The sequence below is a fragment of the Nocardioides cremeus genome, from assembly GCF_030518195.1.
GTDB lineage: Bacteria > Actinomycetota > Actinomycetes > Propionibacteriales > Nocardioidaceae > Nocardioides > Nocardioides cremeus.
This window is the reverse complement of record NZ_JAULSC010000014.1, coordinates 1-18,682: the sequence shown is the minus strand read 5'-3', so window position 1 is coordinate 18,682 and position 18,682 is coordinate 1. Positions and strand designations below refer to the sequence as shown.

The window sequence follows — 18,682 nt, the reverse complement described above, 5'->3', positions numbered from 1 at the left end:
GCCGGAGGTGGCCGGGGGCGGGCTCAGCCCAGCACCTTGCGAATCCGCTGGTCGGAGACCGGCCCGTCGGTGCCGAGCTGCTGGGCCCACAGCGAGACCCGGTACTCCTCCAGCATCCAGCGCACGCGGCGCAGCGCCTCGCCCGGCGGCCGGCCCTCGGGCAGCGCGGCCAGACGGTGCAGGTAGGACTCCTGCAGCTCGGCCACCGTGTCCATCAGCCGCCGGTCCTGGCTGACCGCCAGGTGCCCTCCGTCGAGCTTCTCGCGCCGGGCCAGCAGCGCGGCGAGGTAGGTCGGGTAGCGGCGCAGCCGCGCCGGCCCGGCCTGCGCCACGAAGCCGCGGTGCACCAGCCGCTCGAGCTGGGCGCGCATGTCGGTCAGCGCCGGGAGCACCATCATCTCCGCGCGCCCCGACAGCGCCTTCTCGGCCCGGCGCCACCCCTCGAGCACCCGCACCACGTCGGCCAGCACGCCGCGCAGCCGGGCCTCCAGGTCGGAGCCCACCACGCCCAGCAGCGCGTCGTACGCCGCCCGGGTGCGCACCGCGGGCCGCGCGTCGACGGCGTCCTGCACGACCGCGGCCCGGCAGTCCTCGAGCAGCTCGCCCACCGAGGCGTAGGGCGAGCCCGCGAGACCGAGCTTCTGGGCGTTGTCGAGGCTGTCGAGCACCCGCTTGACCGAGGCGTCGCCGCCGCGGTCGAGGTCGAGCAGCAGCAGGCGGCGCACCCCGAGCCGGTGCCGGGCGTCGCGCTCGTCCTCCGATCCGGCGACCTGCAGGCCCACGGTGGCGCCCTCGTCGACGAGCCCGGGGAAGGCGGTGACCTCGTGGCCGGCGCGCTTCTGGGTGAAGGAGGCCTCGAGGTCGCCGAAGACCCAGGTGGTCTCGCCGGTGCGGGCCAGGCCGGAGTCGGTGGCCACGTCGGCGAGCGCCTGGGTGAACTGACCGCGCAGCGGCGCCTTCAGGGCCTCCAGGTCCTTGCCGCGGGCCTGCTCGCGGCCGTGGTCGTCGACGACGCGGTAGGTGGGGCGCAGGTGCTCGGGCACCTTGGCCCAGTCCCACGCCTCGCGCGGCACCACGACGCCGGCGGTCGCGCGGCACCAGCGCTCGAGCGCGTCGAGCAGCGGCTCCTCGCCCGGCGGCGTCTCGCGCAGGAAGTCGCGGGCCCGGTCGGGGGCGGGCACGAAGCTGACCCGCAGGTTCTTGGGCAGGCTGCGGATCAGGCTGGTCACGAGCTCCTCGCGCAGGCCTGGCACGTTCCAGGAGAAGTCGTCGGCGGCGACCCGGTTGAGGGTGGCGACCGGCACGTCGATGGTCAGGCCGTCGTCGGCGGCGCCCGGCTCGAAGTGGTAGGCGATCGAGAAGGTCAGCCCCTCGCCCTCCCACTGCTCGGGGTAGTCGTCGGCGCGGACCTCCTCGGCGGTGTCGTGGGTCAGCATCGAGGGGTCGAAGTCGAGGAGGCGCCCGTTGCGCTGGCGCTCCTTCTTCCACCACTGGTCGAAGTGGGCGCCGCTGACGACCTCGGGGCCGACCCGGGCGTCGTAGAAGTCGAAGAGGGTCTCCTCGTCGACGACGATGTCGCGGCGGCGCGCCCGGTGCTCGAGCTCGGCGGCCTCGTCGAGGCGGGCGCGGTTGCGCTCGAGGAACTTCTGGTTGGTGCGCCACTCCCCCTGCACCAGCGCGTGGCGGATGAACAGCTCGCGCGCGACCTCGCGGTCGACCTTGCCGTAGGAGACGAGCCGGTCGGCGACCAGCGGGACGCCGTACAGGGTGGCGCGCTCGTAGGCCATCACCGCGGCGCGCTTGGTGCTCCAGTGCGGCTCCGACCAGGTGCGCTTGACCAGGTCGCCACCGAGCCGCTCGGCCCACGCGGGGTCGATGGCCGCGACCTGGCGCGCCCAGAGCCGACTGGTCTCGACGAGCTCGCCGGCCATCACGTACGCCGCGTTCTTCCGTGACAGCGTGCTGCCGGGAAAGATCGCGAACCGGGCGCCGCGGGCGCCCTGGTACTCGCGCATCGGGCGGCGGCCCTTGGCCTGCTTCGCGCCCGGCGAGGGCTTCTCGCGCTCCTCCAGCAGCCCGATCTGGCTGAGCAGCCCCGAGAGCAGGGCCTGGTGGATGCCGTCGGCGTCGTACGCCGCCCCGCCCGACGAGCCGGCTGCACCCAGGTCGAGACCCATCTCCTTGCAGACCTGGCGCAGCTGGGACTCGAAGTCCTGCCACTCCCGCACCCGCAGGTAGTTGAGGTACTCGCGCTTGCACATCCGCCGGAAGGCGCTCGAGCTGAGCTCCTTCTGCTGCTCCTTGACGTAGCGCCACAGGTTCAGCCAGGTCAGGAAGTCGGACTCCTCGGCGTTGAAGCGCGCGTGCTGCTGGTCGGCCTGGGCGCGCTGCTCGGCGGGTCGCTCCCGGGGGTCCTGCAGGCTCAGCGCGGCGGTGATGACCAGCACGTCGCGCAGGCAGCCCAGGCGCTCGGCCTCGAGCACCATCCGGCCCAGCCGCGGGTCGAGGGGCATCCGGGCCAGCCGCTGGCCCAGCCGGGTCAGCCGCGGCTCCTTCCCGCCGCCCACCTGCAGGGCGCCGAGCTCCTCGAGCAGCTGCACGCCGGAGGCGACGTTGCGACGGTCGGGCGGCTCGACGAACGGGAAGCCGGCGACGTCGCCGAGGCCCAGGCTGGTCATCTGCAGGATGACGCTGGCCAGGTTGGTGCGCAGGATCTCGGGGTCGGTGAACTCGGGGCGGCCGCCGAAGTCCTCCTCGGAGTAGAGCCGGATCGCGATGCCGGCCGCCACGCGGCCGCAGCGCCCCGAGCGCTGGTTGGCCGAGGCCTGGCTGATCGGCTCGATCGGCAGCCGTTGGACCTTGGTGCGCGCGGAGTAGCGCGAGATCCGCGCGACGCCGGTGTCGACGACGTACCGGATGCCCGGCACGGTCAGCGACGTCTCGGCGACGTTGGTGGCCAGCACGATGCGCCGCCCGGTGTGGGAGGAGAAGACCCGGTGCTGCTCGGCGGCGGAGAGCCGCGAGTAGAGCGGCACCACCTCGGTGCCGCCGCCGCGGGTGGAGGTCGTCAGCTCGGCCAGGGCGTCGGCGGTGTCGCGGATCTCGCGCTCGCCGGGCAGGAAGACCAGCACGTCGCCGGGCCCCTCGGCGCTGAGCTCGCGCACCGCGTCGACGATCGCCTCGGTCTGGTCGCGCTGCACCGGCTCGCCCTCGTCGTCGTCCTCGCCGAGATCGAGGAGCGGGCGGTAGCGGACCTCGACGGGGTAGGTGCGACCCGAGACCTCGACGACCGGGGCGGGGTTGCCGTCGCGGTCGGCGAAGTGGGCGGCGAAGCGCTCGACGTCGATGGTGGCCGAGGTGATGACCAGCTTGAGGTCGGGCCGGCGCGGCAGCAGCCGCTTGAGGTAGCCGAGCAGGAAGTCGATGTTGAGCGAGCGCTCGTGGGCCTCGTCGATGATGATCGTGTCGTACTTCCACAGCATCCGGTCGCGCTGCAGCTCGGCGAGCAGGATGCCGTCGGTCATCAGCTTGACCCGGGTGGAGCGCGAGGTGCGGTCGGTGAAGCGCACCTGGTAGCCGACCACCGACTCCTCGCCCAGCGGCCGGCCGAGCTCGTCGGCGATCCGCTCGGCGACCGAGCGCGCCGCGATCCGGCGGGGCTGGGTGTGCCCGATCAGGCCGCCGCGCCGCCGCGTCTTCCCGTCGCGGGCGGTGTGCTCGGTCGAGCGCCCACGGCCCAGCTCGAGGCAGATCTTCGGCAGCTGGGTGGTCTTGCCCGACCCGGTCTCGCCGGCGACCACGACGACCTGGTGGTCGCGGATCGCCTCGGCGATGTCCTCGCGGCGCTGGGTGACCGGCAGCTCGGGCGGGTAGGTGATATCGAACGGGCTGCTGCTCGGCTCGGGTGCCGTCGTACCTGCCGCGTCCATGACCCGCCGATCCTCTCAAACACCCCCACACCCCGCCGACTCGGCTGGTTCGAACGAGCCGGGTCGGCGCTCAGTCGGTGGGGACGTCCACGAGCGCGTGGTAGCGCCCGCGCACCCGGTACTCGTCGACGTCGTAGCGGCTGCCCTCGCTCAGGGCCACGTGCCAGATGACGTAGGGCCGCTCGTCACGGTCGTGCACCATCTTGTCCCCGAACCTGTCGACCGACCACGCCCGGTGGCGACGGCCCAGCTGGGTGCGACCCTTCAGGCGTCCCTTCGGGTTCTCGACATAGGCGACGAGGTAGGCCAGCGCCCCGTTGCGGTGCCGCTTCGACCGGCCGCCGGTGATGGTCAGCTCGAGGTTGCGGTAGTGCCCGTCAGCACTGGGCGGCAGGTAGACACCGTTGACCGTCGCCACCAGCCCCTCGTCCGGCTTGTCGCACCGCAGGTTCGAGTAGAGCCCGATCGAGCCGGCCGTCCTGCGCGACGAGGGGCTCTTGAGCCGGGAGCACCGGCCCACCCACCGCTGGAGCTCGGCATCGGTCGGGCGCAGCCGCAGGTCGAAGGAGCGCTTGACCCTCCGTTGGCTGACGGTCGTGACCGGCACCCGGGCCGCCTCGCTGTGGTTCCCGGCCTTGTCGACGGCGGTCGCGTGCACCTCGTACTCGCCTGCGGGTGCGGGGACAGTGCCCTCGCTGTCGTCGAAAACGTTTCCGTGCCAGTTGCCGATCAGCCGGTCGGTCCCCCGACGCTCGCGCAGGATGCCGCGATCGACGATCTCGCCGACCGCGTTCTCGACGTGCCAGCTGCCTCCTACAGCCTCACGAGGAGCGGTGACCTTGATCCGGGTGCTGTCGAGGTAGCCGTCATAGGGCGGGTAGACCGTGTCGTTCGACAGGGCGAGGGCCTCGATGGCGGGAGCGGTCCGGTCGATCACGACGGCGCCGGTGACCTCGCCCGCCAGCTCGCCGTGCTCGGGGTAGCTGCCGACCAGTTGTGCCCGCAGGTCGTGGCGCCCCTCAGGCAGGCCGGGCGGCACCTCCAGGGCGAAGACGAGCCCGCCACGGCTCGTGGTGTGCCGGGTCTCGTACGTGGTCTCGCCCGAGGCGACCGGTCCGGAGCCGTCGGTGGCCAACAGCTCCCAGGCGACGGTGCCCTCGACACGGGGCAGTCTCACCGCGAGGTCGACCAGGACGGAGACCGCCCCCTGCGCCACCCGCACCTTGCCGTCCCAGGACGCAGGCAGCGAGCGCATCACCACCAGGCGCCCAGACTGCGCGACCTCGGCGCAGGAGCCCTGCGTGCATCCCGTGACGACGACCCTCCCGGCGTTGTCGTCCGGCAGCTCGACGACGGTGGGGCCTTCGAGGGCGAGCGGGGTGCGGTGGCCACGCCACTCGGCGTGCAGGCTCTCGTACTCGTTGTCGATGACCTCGACGACGTACTCGTCCTTGTCGGGGTTGATCCCCTCGATGTCGGGGAAGACGACAGTGGCTGACCGGGAGCCGGTCCTGGCCGCGTCGGTCTCCTCGGCGGAGACCGGGGCCGTGACCCCCAGGAGGAGGGCGGCGAGGAGGAGGGCGGAGAGCACGGACGCGTGAGCGCGCGGGAGGAGCATGAAGCGGTCCAGACGGTCGGGCGGAGCGGCACCAGACCGCGTGTCGGGCGGTACCGTACGTCGCGCGCAGACGACGGCGGGAATCCGCCCCGCGGCTCCGCCGGGGTGGCGGCGCCGTACGATCGCGCGCGATCTTGGTTTTCGGGCTCCGATCTGCTCCCCTGGGAGTCGTAGCACCGCACGATCTCCCACGACCCGCACGCCGACGCCGTGCCGGCCACCTTCGACGCAGCAGGAGGACGCCATGACGGCATCCGCGACCGAGTCCCGCTCCAGCAGCGAGCTGTTCCAGCGCAGCGAGGCCCGCACGGCCCGCAACTACAAGCCGCTGCCCGTCGTGGTCGAGCACGCCGAGGGCGCCTGGATGACCGACGTCGAGGGCAAGCGCTTCCTCGACCTGCTGGCCGGCTACTCCGCGCTCAACTTCGGTCACAGCCACCCCGACCTGCTGCGCGTCGCCCACGAGCAGCTCGACCGGCTCACGCTGACCAGCCGCGCGTTCGTGCACGACCAGTTCGCCGACTTCTGCGCCGAGCTCGGCGACCTGTGCGGCAAGGAGCTGGTGCTGCCGATGAACACCGGCGCCGAGGCCGTCGAGACGGCCATCAAGGTGATGCGCAAGTGGGGCTACGAGGTCAAGGGCGTCACCCCCAACCAGGCCAAGATCATCGTGGCCACCGGCAACTTCCACGGCCGCACCAGCACCATCGTCGGCTTCTCCGACGACCCCGACGCCCGCGACGGCTTCGGCCCCTTCGCCCCCGGCTTCGAGATGGTGCCCTACGGCGACATCGCCGCCGTGGAGGCCGCGATCGACGAGAACACCGTCGGCGTGCTGATGGAGCCGATCCAGGGCGAGGGCGGCGTCGTGCTGCCCCCCGACGGCTTCCTGCGCGACCTGCGCGAGCTGTGCACCCGCACCGACGTGCTGATGGCCATGGACGAGATCCAGGCCGGCCTGGGCCGCACCGGCAAGACCTTCGCCAGCGACCACGAGGACGTCGTGCCCGACCTCTACGTGCTCGGCAAGGCGCTCGGCGCCGGCATCGTGCCGGTCTCGGCCGTGGTCGCCGACCGCGACGTGCTCGGCGTCCTGCAGCCCGGCCAGCACGGCTCCACCTTCGGCGGCAACCCGCTGGCCTGCGCCGTGGGCCTGGCCGTGGTGCGGATGCTGGCCACCGGTGAGCACCAGGCCCGCGCGGCCGAGCTCGGCACCATCCTGCGCGAGCGCCTCGAGGCCCTCGTGGGCCACGGCGTGCTGGCGGTGCGGGTGCGCGGGCTGTGGGCCGGCATCGACATCGACCCGGCCGTCGGCACCGGGCGCGAGGTGTGCGAGGCCCTGATGGCCCGCGGCGTGCTCGCCAAGGACACCCACGGCTCCACGATCCGCCTGGCGCCGCCGCTGGTCATCTCCGCCGAGGACCTCACCTGGGGCCTCGACCAGCTCGCCGAGGTCGTGCGCGGGGCCTGAGCGGCCCGGTCCGCCGGACCTGCCGCCGGACCTACCGCTGGCCCTACTGCTGCTCGGGCAGCAGCTGGGCCAGCGCCGGCAGCGAGCCGGCGATCAGCGCCAGCAGCTCGTCGCGGGTGACCCCGTCGGGCTGCACCTTCCAGCGCAGCACCAGCTCCTCCACCATCGCCGCCCAGCCCCGCGCGAGCAGCCGGGCGGCGGGGGTGTCGGGCACCAGGTTGCCGTTCGGGTCCTCCTCGAAGATCCGGTCGGTCAGGGCCCGGCGCGCGTCCTCGTAGATCTCGCGCATCGTCTCGTTGCCGCTGGCCGCGCCGCGCACCAGCGACAGGTAGCCCTCGTAGTTGGCGTCCACGTAGTCGACGTACGCCGTGACCGAGACCAGCAGCCGGTGCACCGGGTCGCCCTCCACCGGCGGCGCGGTCTGGCTGACCAGGTCGTCGGCCGCGCGGCGTACGACGGCCTCGTGGAACTGGTGCTTGTTGCCGAAGTAGTGGTACAGCAGGCCCCGCGAGATGCCCGCCTCCTCGGCGAGAAGGTCGATGCTCAGCTCGTCGACCGAGCGGGTGGCCAGCAGCCGCACGCCGAGGTCGAGCAGCTGGGAGCGGCGCTGCTCGGGGCTCAGCCGGGTGCGGGGTGCCGGCGGGTCGGTGCTCACGAACGCCATACTATTGACACTCATTCAATAGGCGCAATACCGTGCACACATGTCCACTCCCGCTCCCTCCCGCGCCCGGACCGTCGACCACCTCGTCGTCGGTGCCGGCTTCGCCGGCCTGTGCGCCGCGATCAAGCTCGCCGAGGACGGCGAGCACGACCTGGTGGTCGTCGAGAAGGGCGGTGACGTGGGTGGCACCTGGCGCGACAACAGCTACCCCGGCGCCGCCTGCGACGTGCCCAGCCAGCTCTACTCCTTCTCCTTCGCGCCCAACCCCGACTGGTCGATGTCCTTCTCGCCCCAGCCGGAGATCCAGGCCTACCTGCAGCGCGTGGCGCGCGAGTCGGGGATCCTCGACCGCGTCGAGCTGCACACCGCCTTCGTCGACGCCGCCTGGGACGACACGACCCAGCGCTGGAGCGTCGTCACCGAGGGCCCCGAGGGCCGCACCACCTGGACCTCGCGCACCCTGCTGATGGGCGCCGGCAGCCTCTCCGAGCCGCGGCTGCCCGACATCGAGGGCATCGACGACTTCGCGGGCGAGGTCTTCCACTCCGCGCGCTGGGACCACTCGGTCGACCTGCGCGGCAAGCGGGTGGCCGTGATCGGCACCGGCGCCTCGGCGATCCAGATCGTGCCCGAGCTGCAGGAGGTCGTCTCCCACCTCGACCTCTACCAGCGCACCGCGCCCTACGTGCTGCCGCGCCACGACCGGCGTTACTCGTCGGTCGAGAAGGCCGCGCTGCGCCACGTCCCCGGCCTGCAGCGCGCCTACCGCTCGGCCATCTACTGGGGCCGAGAGACCTACGTGCCGGCCTTCACCGTCGACGCCCGGATCGCGCTGCCGGCCAAGAAGGCCGCGCTGGCCAACCTGCGCAAGGCCGTGGCCGACCCCGACCTGCGCGAGCGGCTGACCCCCACCTTCGAGCTGGGCTGCAAGCGGGTGCTGATCTCCAACCGCTACTACCCCGCCGTGGCCTCCGACAACGTCGACCTCGTCACCGACCCCATCGCCCGGGTCAGCGCCACCGGCGTCGTGACCGCCGACGGCACCGAGCGCCCGGTCGACGTGCTGGTGGTGGCCACCGGCTTCACCGCCACGGACCTGCCCTTCGCCCACCACACCACCGGGCGCACCGGCCGCACGCTGGCGCAGCGCTGGGACGAGACCGGCATGGCCGCCTACAAGGGCACCACGGTGCCGGAGTTCCCCAACCTCTTCATGCTGGTGGGCCCCAACACCGGCCTGGGCCACTCCAGCATGGTCTTCATGATCGAGTCGCAGGTGGCCTACGTGCGCGACGCGATCGCCACCCTGCGCCGCGACCGCTACGCCAGCGTCGAGCCCACCGAGCGCGCCACCACCGTCTTCAACGACGACCTGCAGCGCCGGATGCGCCGCACCGTGTGGTCCACCGGCGGCTGCTCGAGCTGGTACCTCGACGAGCACGGGCGCAACACGACGCTGTGGCCGCGCACCACGTTCACCTTCCGCCGGCTGCTCGCGCGCTTCGACGTGTCGGCGTACGCCGTCACCGCCGAGCCCGGCTCCCCCGGATCGCCCGGCTCCCCCGCAACGCCCCCGCACCCCAGCAGCACCGACCGAGAGGCAGTGACCGCATGAAGAACCTCCGCGACAAGGTCGTCGTGATCACCGGAGCCGCGTCCGGCATCGGCCGCGCCCTCGCGCTCGACCTGGCCGGCAAGGGCGCCCTGCTCGCCCTCAGCGACGTCGACGAGGCCGGGCTGGCCGGCACCGTCGAGCTGGCCCGCGCCGCCGGCGCCCGCGAGGTCCGCGGCGACCGGCTCGACGTGGCCGACCGGGCCGCGTTCGCGGCCTACGCCGACGCGGTGGCCGACCACTTCGGTCGCGTCAACGTCGTGGTCAACAACGCCGGCGTCGCCCTGGCCGGCGACCTGCTCGACCTCGAGTACGACGACATCGACTGGATCATCGGCATCAACTTCTGGGGCGTCGTGCACGGCACCAAGGCGTTCCTGCCCCACCTGATCGCCTCCGGCGAGGGACACGTCGTCAACATCTCCTCGCTCTTCGGGCTGATCTCGATGCCGGGCCAGAGCATGTACAACGCCACCAAGTACGCCGTGCGCGGCATGACCGAGGCGCTGCGCGAGGAGATGCTCGTCGCCGGACACCCCGTCGGGGTCACCTCGGTGCACCCCGGTGGCATCAAGACCGCGATCGCCCGCAACGCGCGGGTCTCGGCTCGTGAGGACAAGACCAGGACGGCCGAGCTGTTCGACAAGAAGCTGGCCCGGATGACCCCCGAGAAGGCCGCCGAGATCATCGTGCGCGGCATCACCCGCAACCAGGCCCGCGTGCTCGTCGGCGCCGACGCGCACGCCCTGCACCACCTGGCCAAGCTCACCGGCTCGCGCTACCAGGACATCATCGCCCGGGGCGCCAAGAAGATGCTGCCGGCCGACGCGACCGTCGTCTGAACGGCGCTGCGGCGCACTAGGGTCGGGCGGGTGAGCCTGCCCGACCCCCGCCCGGTCCGCGTCGAGATGAGCAAGTGGGGCGAGCGCCCGCACTGGTGCTTCGACGGCCTGCTGCTGGGCTCCGACGAGTGGGGCGACTGGATCGGCGTGCGCGCCGGGGTGCTGCACGAGCGCCCCGGCGCCCGGTTCCACTCCCAGGTCGACACCGTGACCCTGGCCCCGCGCGAGGGCTGGTACGCCGCCACCTTCCACGCCCCGGGCACCTGGGCCTCGGTCTACGTCGACGTCGCCACTCCCCCGGTCTGGGACGGTGACGTGCTGCGCTCGGTCGACCTCGACCTCGACGTGGTGCGCACGGCCGAGGGTCGCGTCTACATCGACGACGAGGACGAGTTCGAGGAGCACCGCGTCGCGTTCGGCTACCCCGACGAGGTGCAGGCCGCGGCCCGCCAGTGGTGCGCGCGCGTGCGCGACTGGGTCGTGGCCGGGGCGGCGCCGTACGACGGGTACGCCCAGCGGTGGCTCGACCACCTCGCGGCCACCACGGGCGCCAGCCGCTAGGAGCCGTCCCCGGTCTCGGCGGCCTCCTCGGCCTCGCGCGCGGCCTCAGCCCGCTTGCGCCGGCGCCGGCGGGTGCTGCTCATGACGTGCACCGGGCCGACCAGGCGCGGTCCGGCCAGGCGCGCCTCGACGCGCTGCGCCTCGCGCTTGAGCGGCTGGGCGACGTACTCGCCGAGGATCACGCCGCTGGCCAGCGCGATCGCCACCGAGATCGCCGCGACCATCGCGAGCAGGCCCGGCGAGGTGGCGCTGCCGCCCTCGCCCAGCAGCGCCAGGCCGCGGTAGATGGACAGGCCGGGCAGCATCGGCACGATCGCCGGCACCACCACGACCAGCGGCGGCACCCGCATCCGGCCCGAGACCGTGAAGCTGACCAGGCCGACGAAGAGCGCCGCGATGGCGACCGCCCAGGCCCGGCCGACGTCGGCCAGCTCGACCACCCTGCTGATGGTCATCGCCAACCCGGCGACGAGTGCGATCGGCGCCAGGATGCGCCCGGGGGCGTAGGTGGAGTAGGCGAAGGCGGCGGCGGCGATGGCCGAGCCCATCGCGAGCATGCCGATGGTCTGCAGGTTCGCCACGCCCGGCTCCAGCTGCGGGATCCGCACGCCGAGCGCCCGGGCCACGCTGAGACCGCCGGTGACGCCGGCGATGATGCCGGCGGTGGCCAGGAACGCCTCGAGCAGCCGCGCCGAGGCCGTCACGTAGAAGCCCGTCAGCGCGTCCTGGAGGGCTCCCATGAAGCCGATGCCGGCCAGCAGCATGATGATGTTGGCGGTGACGACCAGGGACACGTTGACCGACAGGGGCGTCGCTCCGGCGCCGAGGGCCAGCAGCGTCGCGACACCGCCGCCGACGACCTGCTGGTAGAACGACGGCATCCGGCGGCGCTGCATCCGGTCCTGGATCTTGTCGATGAGGATCGCCGACAGCACGGCCAGCGCGATGACGACCAGGTCACCGCCGAGCTGGATGGCGACGCCGCCGCACATCAGGCCCCAGCCGCCGGTCACCGCCCAGCGCTTGCGGTCGTGGCCGGTGGAGACGATCTGGGCCAGCTCGCTGCGCGCCTCGTGCACGTCGACCAGCCCGTCGAGGACGCGCCGCACCAGGTGGTCGACCTGGGTCAGGTGGTCGTAGGCGATGGCCCGGCGCGAGACCTGCCGGGCCGAGGCGAGGGGCGGCTCCTCGGGGTTCGCCTGGTACGTCATCGCCAGCGAGGTGAAGGTGATGTCGACGTCGGCGTTGCGCATGCCGAGCTCGCGCGCGACGCCCTGCATGGTGGCCGTCACGTCGGCGGCGCCCGCACCCGAGGAGAGCAGCACCTCACCGACCCGCAGGCACAGGTCGATGGTGAGGTTCGCCTCGCGTGCTTCGAGCATGCTGTGATGGTGGCAGGTCGCCGCACGCGACTCGAATCCCCTACCGCGTGGATTCGCTCACGTCGCCCGCGGCCTCAGTGCGGCGGTGGCGGCAGCGTGTCGGTGGCCTCCAGCTGACCCATCCCGGTGAGCATCAGCAGGTCGACCACGATGGAGCGCAGCTGGGCCAGCACCACGTCGCCGGTCATCTCCGGCGAGCGCTCGACCCGACCCGAGTCGAGCCCCACGCGCACCAGGAACGAGCGCGCAGCGACCGGCACCCGGTCGGTGTCGAGCTCGGCGGCCACGACGTCGACGGCGTGCGCGAGGTCGCGGGCCAGCTCGGCGTACGACGACGGGACCGGGCGGCGGTGGTAGGCCGCCACCGCCACCTGGCGCATCAGCACCCGGGTGCTGCGGATCGCGCGGTCCAGCGGCGAGACGACGTCGGCCATCCGGCGGATCTCGGGCCGGTGCCGCACCCGGAACGGCGACGAGGCCACCACCGCCATCCCCTCGTCGGCCGCTGCCTTGAGCTCGCGCAGCAGCGGGTCGGTCGAGCGGGCCTCGGCGAGCAGCTCGAGACCGTGCTCGGCGTCGCCGTCGATGATCACCTCGGCCGCGCCGCGCAGCAGGTCGGCCTGCTTGCGCAGCACCACCGCGGCCTGCTCGCGCGGTCGCCTCAGCGGGGCCGCCGGCACCACCGTCGCGGCCAGCAGCGCCACCGCACCGCCCACCAGCGCGTCGCTCCAGCGGGTCAACGACTCGCCGGTGCCGGGCAGCAGTGCGACCACGAAGATCGACTGGATCGCCGCCTGGTTGACCAGCAGGGTGCCGCCGTCGAGCAGCACGGCCGCCGTCATCGCCAGCCCGACGATCACGCCCAGCTGCCACCAGCCGGCCCCGAGCCCGGCGACGAGCAGGTCGGCCAGGCCGACGCCGACCGCCACACCGACGGTGACCTCCGCGACGCGGCGCAGCCGCTGGCCGTAGGAGGTGCCCAGGCTGACCACCGCAGCGATCGGCGCGAAGACCGGCACGCTGTGCCCGAGCAGCTCGGAGGCCACCAGCCAGGCCACCGCGGCGGCCACCGCGCACTGCGCGATGTGCCAGCGCTTGGTCTTCCACCGGGCCACGCGGCCGCGGTACGACGAGCGGCCGCGCGCCAGGCCACGGTTCCAGAGCTCGTCGATCGGGGCCGCTGCCATGGCCCGATCCTGCCACCGCCGGGCCGCACCGTGCTCAGCCGGCGCGGCGGGCGTACTTGATCGCCTGCTTGAGGTCGGCGAGGTCGCGGTACCAGACCTTGACCTCCTTGCGGCAGCGCACCCGCCCGATCTTCTTCGGGTACTCCTGGCACTCGGCCATCGCCTCGCTCATCGTGGGCGGGAACTGGGTCGAGCCGTCGTAGTGCTGGATGCCGAAGCCGCCGTCGGCGTTGCCGGTCACGCGCACGATCGTGTCGGGCGCGGGAGCGCGGGTGTCCCGAGCCGCGCCGGTGGCCTGCGCGGCGCCCACCACCAGGCCGGTGGAGACGACGCCGGCGCCGAGGGCGAGCAGCAGGCGACGGCCGGCGCCCGCGCGCGGGCCGGGACGGGTCTGGTGCGGTGCCTGGGCTGTGGAGGTGGTCATGGCTGCTCCCGAGGGGTCCGGCACCGGCGGTTCCGGTGCTCGTCGGGAACGCTAGGAGCCTGCCTGCCCCACCGTGGGGCGCCCGCCGCGCCCTGGGGACGCCCGCGCCCGGGGCCCGCCCTGTGCACGGGAACCGGCCCGCGGGCCGGTGCTCAGCGCGCCAGGGTCACCGTGATGGTGGTGCCGCTGCAGCCGGAGGCGACCGACGAGAGCGCCGACCGCTCGGAGCCGTCGACCGTGAGACGCCAGCGGTGCTTGACCGCCACCCACTCGCGCACGTAGCGGCAGACCTGCTGGGCGGGCAGCCAGTCAGCGGGGTCCTTGTCGCTCTTGGACTGGTTCACGTTGTCGGTCACGCCGACCAGGCTCCGGTAGTCGTCGAGGTCGTTGGCGAAGGCCTCGCGCACGGCCGACGACCACCCGGAGGCCCCCGAGTCCCAGGCCTCGGCCAGCGGCACCATGTGGTCGATGTCGATGTCCGACGGGTCGGTCCACGAGACGCCGTCGTAGTAGGAGAACCAGCGCCCGCCCGTCAGCGAGCAGCCGGAGCCCACGGTGACCGGGTCGTCGGCCTCGCTGATCAGCACCTCGTTGCGGGTCGAGCAGCCGTCTCCGTCGGCGTCGGTCCAGTGCTTGAAGAGGGTCCGGCTGTAGCCGGTGCGCACCTCGGAGGCGCCCACCAGGTCACCGATCGCCACGCTCAGCGGCGCGGAGTACTGCTGGGTCGCGGCGACCGCGGGAGCGCCGTCCACCGCGGGCAGCACCACCGCCGACCCGCTGGTGACGAGGGTGAGGACCAGGGTGGTCACGAGTCGGCGCAGCACAGCAGCTCCCGGTGGGACGTGGCACCGGCTCCCGAGCGAGCCGACGCGGTGCCGCAGATGCTGGCAGCGCCGGGCGGCGGCGGGGAAGGATCGTGATGAACTCGAGACGGCGCGCGCATGACTTCTTCGCCCGGCGTACGTTCTCCTTGTGGTCCCCGTCACGCCCGGGGGCCGCGACGCCGTACGGCGCCCGAGCGAAAGGCACATCGTGGTCTCACCGATCGACCCCACCGCCACCGGCTTCCTGCTGGCGGAGAACCGCAACATGCCGATGCACGTCGGTGGACTGCAGCTCTTCGAGAAGCCCGACGGGGCCGGCCCGGAGTACATCCGCGAGATGTACGAGGCGATGCGCGACGTCGACGAGATCGCCCCGCTCTTCCTCAAGCACCCGCACCGCTCGGTGCGCACAGCCGGGCAGCTGGTCTGGAAGCCCGACCTGCAGTTCGACGCCCACCACCACGTGCGGCACAGCGCGCTGCCCGCCCCGGGCCGCTACCGCGAGCTGTTCGACCTGTGCTCACGGCTGCACTCCACCCGGCTGGCCTGGGAGCGCCCGCTGTGGGAGGCGCACGTCATCGAGGGCCTCGAGGACGGCCGCGTGGCGCTCTACACCAAGACCCACCACTCCCTGGTCGACGGCGTCTCGGCGATGCGGCTGCTGCAGAGCGTGCTGACCACCGACCCCGACCTGCGTGGCATGCCCGCGCCGTGGGCGGCCGGTCCGCCGCGCAGCCGGTCGGGCCGCGGCGTCGAGGCGCCGTCGCTGCCGCAGATCCCGGTCGCCGCGCTGCGCAGCGCGCTGGCGCTGACCGCCGAGGCCGCCGCGATGCCCGGCGCGCTGGTGCGCACCCTCAGCAAGGGGGTGCGCAACGAGACCTCGGCTGTCTCCTTCCACGCGCCCCGCACGATCTTCAACCAGAAGATCACCGGCGCCCGGCGCTTCGCCGCCGAGGACTGGCCCATCGAGCGGCTGCGGGCCATCGGCAAGGCCACCGGCACCACCATCAACGACGTGGTGATGGCGATGTGCAGCGGCGCGATCCGCGCCTACCTGCTCGAGCTCGACGCCCTGCCCGACACCCCGCTGGTGGCGATGGTGCCGGTGGGCCTGAACGCCAAGCAGTCGCAGATCGCCTCCGCCGAGGGCGGCAACGCCGTGGGCGCGGTGATGGTGCAGCTGGCCACCCACCGGTCCGACCCCGCCGAGCGCCTGCGGGCGATCCACGACTCGATGCAGGCCGGCAAGGAGGCCCTGTCGTCGATGACGCAGGTGCAGATCCTGGCGATGAGCGCCCTGGGCCAGGCCCCGATGATCCTGGCTCCGCTGCTGCGGATGGAGGGCATCGTGCGACCGCCGTACAACCTGATCATCAGCAACGTGCCCGGGCCGCGCACCACCCACTACTGGAACGGCGCGCGCCTGGTCGGCACCTACCCGCTCTCGATCCCGATCAACGGGATGGCGCTCAACATCACCTGCACGTCGTACGACGGCCGCATCGCCTTCGGGCTGACCGGCTGCCGCCGCACCGTGCCGCACCTGCAGCGCCTGCTGGTGCACCTCGAGGACGAGGTCGCCGCGCTGGAGAAGGCGGCCGGGGTCGCCTGAGGCGTCGCCTCAGGCGGGTGGCACGGGCGGCTGGGCCAGCTCGACCAGCCCGCCGCCGTGCCGCTCGGCGACCGCGCGCAGCCGCGCCCGGGTGATGTCGGCGACCGTGGCCAGGCCCGCCTGTGCGGCGTTGGAGCCGGGCCGGGTGGGCTCGGCCCGGTTGACGCTGAGGCAGGTGCGGGTGCCGCCGTCCTCCTCGTTGAGCAGGGCGACGGCGTGGCCGGTGGTGCCGCTGCCGGCGAAGAAGTCGAGCACGGCGACGTCGTCGGGCATCGTGTGCAGGATCCGGCGCAGCAGCCCGGTCGGCTTGGGCGACTCGAAGACGTGGCCCACGAGCTCCTTGAGCTCGGCCACGGCGGTGTCGGTCGAGCCGACCTCCTCGGCCAGCCAGATGGTCGTCAGCTTCTTGCGCCGGCCCGGGTGCAGCCAGTCGCGCTGGAAGACGTCGACGCGCTCGCCGGTGCGCCCGCGCACGACACGACAGACCAGGTCGTCGGCGCGCTGCTCGATCAGCGGGCGACTCCAGCGCCACACGGCGGGTCGACCGTCGCCGAAGACCGGGGTGACCTCGACGCCACCGTCGAAGGGCAGCGTCGACACCCGACCGGTGCCGGGGTCGCCCCACACGCTGAAGTGCAGGGTGCGTGCGGTGACCGGGTTGAACTTCTTGTTGGTGTTGCGCAGCGGCAGCTCGCGGTAGCGGCGCCCGCTCTCCTCGTGCAGCAGCGCGAAGTCGCGCTCGTCGACGGTCTCCGCGCTGGTCGCGCTCAGGGCGCAGCTCGCCGGGTCGAGCGCGTAGACCAGCAGGTACTCGTGGCTGGTGGCGAAGCCGCGGCCGAGCTGGCGGCCCTTGGGGTTGAGGTTGACCACGACCTGGGCCACGAAGGAGGTCTCGCCGAAGACGTCGTCGAGGAGCAGCCGCAGGTGGGCGGCCTCGTGGTCGTCGATGCTCACGAAGAGCGCCGCGCGCGGTGACATCACGCTGCGCGCCAGCTCCAGGCGCGGGCGCATCATCGCCACCCACGCCTGGTGCCGCGAGGCACCCGCGCCGCCACGGATGTCGTCGCTGTAGGCGAAGTCGTTGCCGGTGTTGTACGGCGGGTCGATGTAGACCAGGTCGAAGACCTGCTCCCGGGCCGCCAGGTCGGTGAGCACGTCGAGGTTGTCGCCCTCGACGAGGGTGTTCCAGGTGCCCACCAGCCGACCCTAGCCGCACTCCCCGCGCCCGGGCCGTCACCAGTCGTCGGGGAGCATGGAGCCATGGGGTTCTGGCAACGGCGGGCGCACGCGCGGGCCCAGCGACGGTGGGTGCGCGACATGGAGTGCCGCCTCGCCGGGCTCGACGGGCCGGACGGGCTCGACCCCTCCTTCTTCGACGACTCCGCCGCCCCCACGCACGGCGAGCTCTACCGGGCCGGCGGCCACGGCGCCCCCGCTGACCCGGCGCCGGGTCAGCGCGACCGGCGCGGGCGGCGGTCGCGCGGGCCGGTGCTGCCGGGCCTGCTGGTCGCGGCGGTGCTCGCCGGGCTGATCGTGGCCCGCGACCCCGGCGCCACCGGCACCCGGGTGCGCGAGCTGCTGGGCAGCAACGAGCGGCTCGGCGAGATCGTCGGCATCAGCGACGGCGACGGCGAGTACGCCTTCGTGCGCACCCAGCGCGGCAGCGAGGAGCCGGTGACCTGGTCGCCGTGCGAGGAGATCCCCTACGTCGTCAACCCCGACGGCGCCCCGGTCGGCTGGGAGGAGATCGTCGAGGAGTCGGTCGAGACCGTCGAGGAGGCCTCCGGGTTCGTCTTCGCCGACGAGGGCGAGACCGACGACCGCGACTTCGACCGGCGCTCGGTCGCGGCCGGCGCACCCAGCCCGGTGCTGATCGGCTGGGCCGACGCCGACGAGGTCCCCGCGCTCGAGGGTGAGGTCGCCGGGCTCGGCGGCAGCGCCTGGGAGACCCGCCAGGTCGGGCCCGAGCGCTTCGTGACCGGCATGGTCGCCCTCGACACCGACACCTTCGACCGCCTCGCCGGCCAGCGCGGCGGCGAGCAGGCGATGCGCGCGATCCTCGTGCACGAGCTCGGCCACGTGCTGGGCCTGGCCCACGTCGACGACGACACCCAGCTCATGTACGGCGGCAACCTGGTGCGCACCGACCTCGGCGACGGCGACCTCGAGGGGCTCGCCCGCCTCGGTGCCGTCGGCTGCTGAGCCCGGCCCCACCGTTGGTCGAGGAGGTTGCGACGCAACCGTCTCGAGACCCCGTGAGTCCATGGCGTACGGCGAGTGGGCACCTCACGGGGTCTCGGCGTCGCTCGTCGCTGGCGCTCCTCCCTGCTCGACCAACGGCGACGGGCACCGCCGTTGGTTGAGCAGCGAGGGCCGAAGGCTCGAGCGTCGGCGAAACCCGGTGACTCCATGGCGTACGGCGAGTGGTTGCGGCGGGCGGTCACCTCACGGGGTCTCGGCGTCGCTCGTCGCTGGCGCTCCTCCCTGCTCGACCAACGGCGCCGTTGGTCGAGGAGGTTGCGCAGCAACCGTCTCGAGACCCCGTGAGTCCATGGC

The 18,682-nt window shown here is 73.1% G+C and carries 14 protein-coding genes; 6 read left to right on the top strand and 8 right to left on the bottom strand.

Annotation, left to right across the window (positions count from 1 at the left end):
• Positions 1 to 23: 23 nt before the first annotated feature.
• Positions 24 to 3,929 carry an ATP-dependent RNA helicase HrpA gene (hrpA, locus tag QWJ41_RS13670; protein WP_302708967.1) on the bottom strand — a complete coding sequence of 1,302 codons (3,906 nt, stop codon included), beginning with the start codon at positions 3,927 to 3,929 and terminating at the stop codon, positions 24 to 26.
• A 70-nt stretch (positions 3,930 to 3,999) separates the two neighbouring features.
• Positions 4,000 to 5,547: a hypothetical protein gene (locus tag QWJ41_RS13665; protein WP_302708966.1), complete on the bottom strand. Its 1,548-nt coding sequence runs from the start codon at positions 5,545 to 5,547 to the stop codon at positions 4,000 to 4,002.
• Positions 5,548 to 5,791: 244 nt separating this feature from the next.
• Between QWJ41_RS13665 and rocD the strand changes: the two genes are divergently transcribed.
• Positions 5,792 to 7,018, top strand: coding sequence for an ornithine--oxo-acid transaminase (gene rocD / locus QWJ41_RS13660; protein ID WP_302708965.1), 1,227 nt, complete (start codon positions 5,792 to 5,794; stop codon positions 7,016 to 7,018).
• A gap of 43 nt (positions 7,019 to 7,061) precedes the next feature.
• Here rocD and QWJ41_RS13655 read toward each other — a convergent pair whose 3' ends face one another.
• Positions 7,062 to 7,673 (bottom strand): TetR/AcrR family transcriptional regulator, encoded by a 612-nt coding sequence (locus tag QWJ41_RS13655; RefSeq protein WP_302708964.1) that lies wholly within the window; start codon positions 7,671 to 7,673, stop codon positions 7,062 to 7,064.
• A gap of 49 nt (positions 7,674 to 7,722) precedes the next feature.
• Between QWJ41_RS13655 and QWJ41_RS13650 the strand changes: the two genes are divergently transcribed.
• From QWJ41_RS13650 to QWJ41_RS13640, 3 genes are read left to right on the top strand one after another with little or no spacing between them, the layout of a single operon-like run.
• Positions 7,723 to 9,297 carry a flavin-containing monooxygenase gene (locus tag QWJ41_RS13650; RefSeq protein WP_302708963.1) on the top strand — a complete coding sequence of 525 codons (1,575 nt, stop codon included), beginning with the start codon at positions 7,723 to 7,725 and terminating at the stop codon, positions 9,295 to 9,297.
• Complete coding sequence (locus QWJ41_RS13645; RefSeq protein ID WP_302708962.1) at positions 9,294 to 10,136, top strand: SDR family NAD(P)-dependent oxidoreductase; 843 nt, start codon at positions 9,294 to 9,296, stop codon at positions 10,134 to 10,136. The genes QWJ41_RS13650 and QWJ41_RS13645 overlap by 4 nt, the downstream gene beginning before the upstream one ends.
• A 30-nt stretch (positions 10,137 to 10,166) precedes the next feature.
• The gene (locus QWJ41_RS13640) at positions 10,167 to 10,697 is read left to right on the top strand and encodes a ribonuclease FAU-1 family protein (RefSeq protein WP_302708961.1); all 531 of its coding nucleotides are present in this window, start codon (positions 10,167 to 10,169) and stop codon (positions 10,695 to 10,697) included.
• On the opposite strand, the gene QWJ41_RS13635 is transcribed toward QWJ41_RS13640, so the two are convergent.
• The 4 genes from QWJ41_RS13635 to QWJ41_RS13620 form a co-directional block, all read right to left on the bottom strand.
• Positions 10,694 to 12,079: a threonine/serine exporter family protein gene (locus QWJ41_RS13635; protein WP_302708960.1), complete on the bottom strand. Its 1,386-nt coding sequence runs from the start codon at positions 12,077 to 12,079 to the stop codon at positions 10,694 to 10,696. The two genes, QWJ41_RS13640 and QWJ41_RS13635, sit on opposite strands and share 4 nt — an antisense overlap.
• Before the next feature lie 74 nt (positions 12,080 to 12,153).
• Positions 12,154 to 13,266 (bottom strand): FUSC family protein, encoded by a 1,113-nt coding sequence (locus tag QWJ41_RS13630; protein WP_302708959.1) that lies wholly within the window; start codon positions 13,264 to 13,266, stop codon positions 12,154 to 12,156.
• Between the two features lie 34 nt (positions 13,267 to 13,300).
• Positions 13,301 to 13,690: a hypothetical protein gene (locus QWJ41_RS13625; RefSeq protein WP_302708958.1), complete on the bottom strand. Its 390-nt coding sequence runs from the start codon at positions 13,688 to 13,690 to the stop codon at positions 13,301 to 13,303.
• 152 nt (positions 13,691 to 13,842) lie between these two features.
• On the bottom strand, positions 13,843 to 14,514 hold the full coding sequence (locus QWJ41_RS13620) for an HNH endonuclease family protein (RefSeq protein ID WP_302708957.1): 672 nt from the start codon (positions 14,512 to 14,514) through the stop codon (positions 13,843 to 13,845).
• Between the two features lie 208 nt (positions 14,515 to 14,722).
• Between QWJ41_RS13620 and QWJ41_RS13615 the strand changes: the two genes are divergently transcribed.
• Positions 14,723 to 16,126, top strand: a complete 1,404-nt coding sequence (locus tag QWJ41_RS13615) for a WS/DGAT/MGAT family O-acyltransferase (RefSeq protein ID WP_302708956.1) — start codon at positions 14,723 to 14,725, stop codon at positions 16,124 to 16,126.
• Positions 16,127 to 16,135: 9 nt separating this feature from the next.
• Here the strand turns inward: QWJ41_RS13615 and QWJ41_RS13610 are convergent, their stop codons facing one another.
• A complete protein-coding gene (locus QWJ41_RS13610) occupies positions 16,136 to 17,323 on the bottom strand; it encodes a site-specific DNA-methyltransferase (RefSeq protein ID WP_302708955.1) in 1,188 nt (395 codons plus the stop codon).
• A gap of 63 nt (positions 17,324 to 17,386) precedes the next feature.
• Here QWJ41_RS13610 and QWJ41_RS13605 point away from each other — a divergent pair, with 63 nt between their 5' ends.
• A complete protein-coding gene (locus QWJ41_RS13605) occupies positions 17,387 to 18,328 on the top strand; it encodes a matrixin family metalloprotease (protein ID WP_302708954.1) in 942 nt (313 codons plus the stop codon).
• The last annotated feature ends 354 nt before the right edge of the window (positions 18,329 to 18,682 follow it).

Bases quoted from the DNA above. Each gene is read 5' to 3' on its own strand.
- hrpA (WP_302708967.1), bottom strand. From the start codon at position 3,929: ATGGACGCGGCAGGTACGACGGCACCCGAGCCGAGCAGCAGCCCGTTC.
- QWJ41_RS13665 (WP_302708966.1), bottom strand. From the start codon at position 5,547: ATGCTCCTCCCGCGCGCTCACGCGTCCGTGCTCTCCGCCCTCCTCCTC.
- rocD (WP_302708965.1), top strand. From the start codon at position 5,792: ATGACGGCATCCGCGACCGAGTCCCGCTCCAGCAGCGAGCTGTTCCAG.
- QWJ41_RS13650 (WP_302708963.1), top strand. From the start codon at position 7,723: ATGTCCACTCCCGCTCCCTCCCGCGCCCGGACCGTCGACCACCTCGTC.
- QWJ41_RS13645 (WP_302708962.1), top strand. From the start codon at position 9,294: ATGAAGAACCTCCGCGACAAGGTCGTCGTGATCACCGGAGCCGCGTCC.
- QWJ41_RS13635 (WP_302708960.1), bottom strand. From the start codon at position 12,079: ATGCTCGAAGCACGCGAGGCGAACCTCACCATCGACCTGTGCCTGCGG.
- QWJ41_RS13630 (WP_302708959.1), bottom strand. From the start codon at position 13,266: ATGGCAGCGGCCCCGATCGACGAGCTCTGGAACCGTGGCCTGGCGCGC.
- QWJ41_RS13625 (WP_302708958.1), bottom strand. From the start codon at position 13,690: ATGACCACCTCCACAGCCCAGGCACCGCACCAGACCCGTCCCGGCCCG.
- QWJ41_RS13605 (WP_302708954.1), top strand. From the start codon at position 17,387: ATGGGGTTCTGGCAACGGCGGGCGCACGCGCGGGCCCAGCGACGGTGG.